This is a genomic window from Saccharopolyspora sp. NPDC049357 (assembly GCF_040677225.1).
Classification (GTDB): Bacteria; Actinomycetota; Actinomycetes; order Mycobacteriales; family Pseudonocardiaceae; genus Saccharopolyspora.
This window is the reverse complement of sequence record NZ_JBFAQJ010000090.1, coordinates 1-2623: the sequence shown is the minus strand read 5'-3', so window position 1 is coordinate 2623 and position 2623 is coordinate 1. Positions and strand designations below refer to the sequence as shown.

2 protein-coding genes are annotated in these 2623 nt (G+C 61.5%); one reads left to right on the top strand and one right to left on the bottom strand.

Going from position 1 to position 2623, the window contains the following annotated elements:
- Positions 1–1306: 1306 nt before the first annotated feature.
- On the top strand, positions 1307–1552 hold the full coding sequence (locus AB0J91_RS32960) for a hypothetical protein (protein WP_363788011.1): 246 nt from the start codon (positions 1307–1309) through the stop codon (positions 1550–1552).
- Between the two features lie 315 nt (positions 1553–1867).
- On the opposite strand, the gene AB0J91_RS32955 is transcribed toward AB0J91_RS32960, so the two are convergent.
- The gene (locus AB0J91_RS32955) at positions 1868–2299 is read right to left on the bottom strand and encodes a hypothetical protein (protein WP_363876939.1); all 432 of its coding nucleotides are present in this window, start codon (positions 2297–2299) and stop codon (positions 1868–1870) included.
- Positions 2300–2623 lie beyond the last annotated feature (324 nt).

Genomic DNA, 2623 nt, shown 5'->3' with positions numbered 1-2623 from the left:
GATGGTGACGAGGGCGAGTCCGATCGCTCCCGCCCACCAGGGCCAGTAGGTGGTCATGAAGGACCTCGCATCCATTCGGCGAGTCGGGTCCACCATCGGCGCTTGGAGATCCGCGTCCGAGTGGACCGTGCTTTGCGCCCCTTAACCGGTGGAGTGTCGGGGACTTGCTTGACGTGTGACGGTGCTGACTGCTCGTGGCGCTGAACCGGCGCCTCGACTGGCCTGGCGGAGTCCGGTATCGGCGTAGGTTCGAACCAAGCCTCGGATCCGGGCGCCCCGGAAATGAGGGGTGCCGGCGGTGTCGGTTCGGCGGCAGCGGACCGTTCGGCGGCGTTTCGGATGTGCCTCGCGTCAGCTCCGTTGGGCAGCAGTGAGATCGGCACGAGCTGGCCTCTGGATGCCAGCTGGTACCGCGTGCATTCGCGCCAACGCGCCTCGCTGTCGCAATAGGACTCTCGCCAGCCGCGCAAACTTGCGTTCAGCAACGGGAAGAGAGGGCATGTTTTGGCATGGGAGCAGCCCATTTTCCCTCCGATCTGACCAGCGACGCCACCGGCCGGGTAGGCGGCGTAGCGCGATCGTGTCGTTGTGTCGTTGCAGAACCCGGCGAGTGATCGCATGGCGTTGCGATGCGCAACGCACCGTGACGCCATCCGTCATCTCCGAGCGTTAATCCCGCACGCCGCCCAGCGCGTTACTTCCCGCCACCCCCTCAGCAAGAGACGAGATTCGATCAGAAAAGCACTGTGACCAGCCGCTTTCCCAGGTTATTGCAAATATCAACCAAACAGATCCCCAACATAGTTGCCCGACCGTGATACGAGCGTTCTCAAATCGATTCCAGGGACTGTGGAATGGGTCATATTTTGATCGCACCCTCTCGCACGCGGGTGGACCACTACAGGAATCTCGCGAAGTTCTTTACTGCGACGTAAACAATTACTCGCGCGCACTCATCTCCGCAGGTCAAATGACGCTTACGGCAAGAATTGCGCGGGTTACCCACCAGTTGTCAAAGATGAAGCGGAGGAATCGAGTTCGCGTTCGCGAGGTTTCTGGCAAGGGCGACCAGGTGCCGGATTCGCCGCGTTTCCTGCGCACCAGCGTGCCGGGCGGTCACTGCAACCGGACGCCCGCCGACTCTTGACCACGATGCGCGATCTCAGGTCGAGGGGTAACCCGTAACGCTTCGCCTGGTTGGCCGATAGGGCAAGTGGATCTCATGCGCTGAACTACAAAAGGTAGCGCTACGAACCCCCTGTGCGGCCACACGGGTGATCGTTGTTTTCGAAGCTAAGGAGTGCTGGTGGCTCGCCACGATGACACGGCCTTGACCTACCTCTACGGACGGTTTTCGTTCGCCCGGAAGATGATGACCGACCCGGCATGCAGTCGTGAGAGTCGCCGGGATTGGGCGATGCGCGCCGAAGAGCTGCGGCAGTGCCTTCGACGGCTGGAACTGTGGCGTTCCGAGAAAGTCGGCGCTCGCTACGAAGACGACGACGTGACTGCGACCGAGATCCTGCCACCGAGGGAATCGGCGAATACGTAGGTGCTCAGGGAAATTCGAAAGAATCCGACAGGTCGAGATCCAGTCCACTCAAGGTTCCGCAACGCCGCTGTCGGCATGGCGCGTTGCGGGTTTCCACTACTGATGATCTCGACAGCCTCTGGAGCGCACCGCGTCGCCTGGGAGAACCCGATGGGTGTTGACCCGAAATACCGCATAGGCGGACCAGCCGAGGGGAAGGGCAACCGGTCCACCTATGCGGAGCAATCGGATCCAGCATGCTGACGGGCATCAGAACCGAAACAACCGGAAATTAGACCTGCGACTTTCGATGGAGGTCTTCCGGCTTCGCAAGCATCAGCGGCGGAGCGCCTTGATGATGAGCTTGCCGCCGACGGCCCAGACGAGGGCGGCGAGGGCGTAGTTGAGGACGACGCCGAGGAGTTCGTCGTCCGGCGTGAAAACGTCGCCGAGACCGAGCACGAAGACCTGCGCCATCGCGTAAACGAACGAGACGAATCCATTTCCTTGGTTCGCGTCGAATACCACGAACAGCACGTGCAGCGTGAAGATCGTGATGACCACGCCCACGACGACGCGGACGATGTGGGCGATGGTCTCGCCGCTGTCGTCCCGGCGACGGCCGTGCGGTGGTTCGTCGTAGTATCCGCCCTGGTGAGGCGGCTGCTGCGGGTACGGGCCCGGTGGCGGCTGCTGATACGGACCTGGCTGCTGCGGGTGGGGGTAGCCCTGCTGAGGCGGCGGGCCGTAGCGCGGGTCGTAATTCATGGTTGCGGATTGTGTCCAGCTCGGCCGGATTGAAACAACCCACCCTTCATACGGGTGACGCGAGAGACGCCTCACCGGACCCCATGACGAATCTGAATCTGCGTCACGTTCGAGTCGTGCGCAGCATTTTTGCCGGTTTCCCTATTGCAACTAAATTGCATCTTGCGCCGATGGTTATCCATGCGTGATCACTCTGTGTTCATAACGTAGGTCGCCCATGTGGGCTAACCCCTACTTTCGTCGGTGTCGCTCTGCGATGCTTCGCGCCGTGCCGTCGGGGGGCGGATACGTATCCGGCGATTGTTTCGGAAGGCGATATGACCT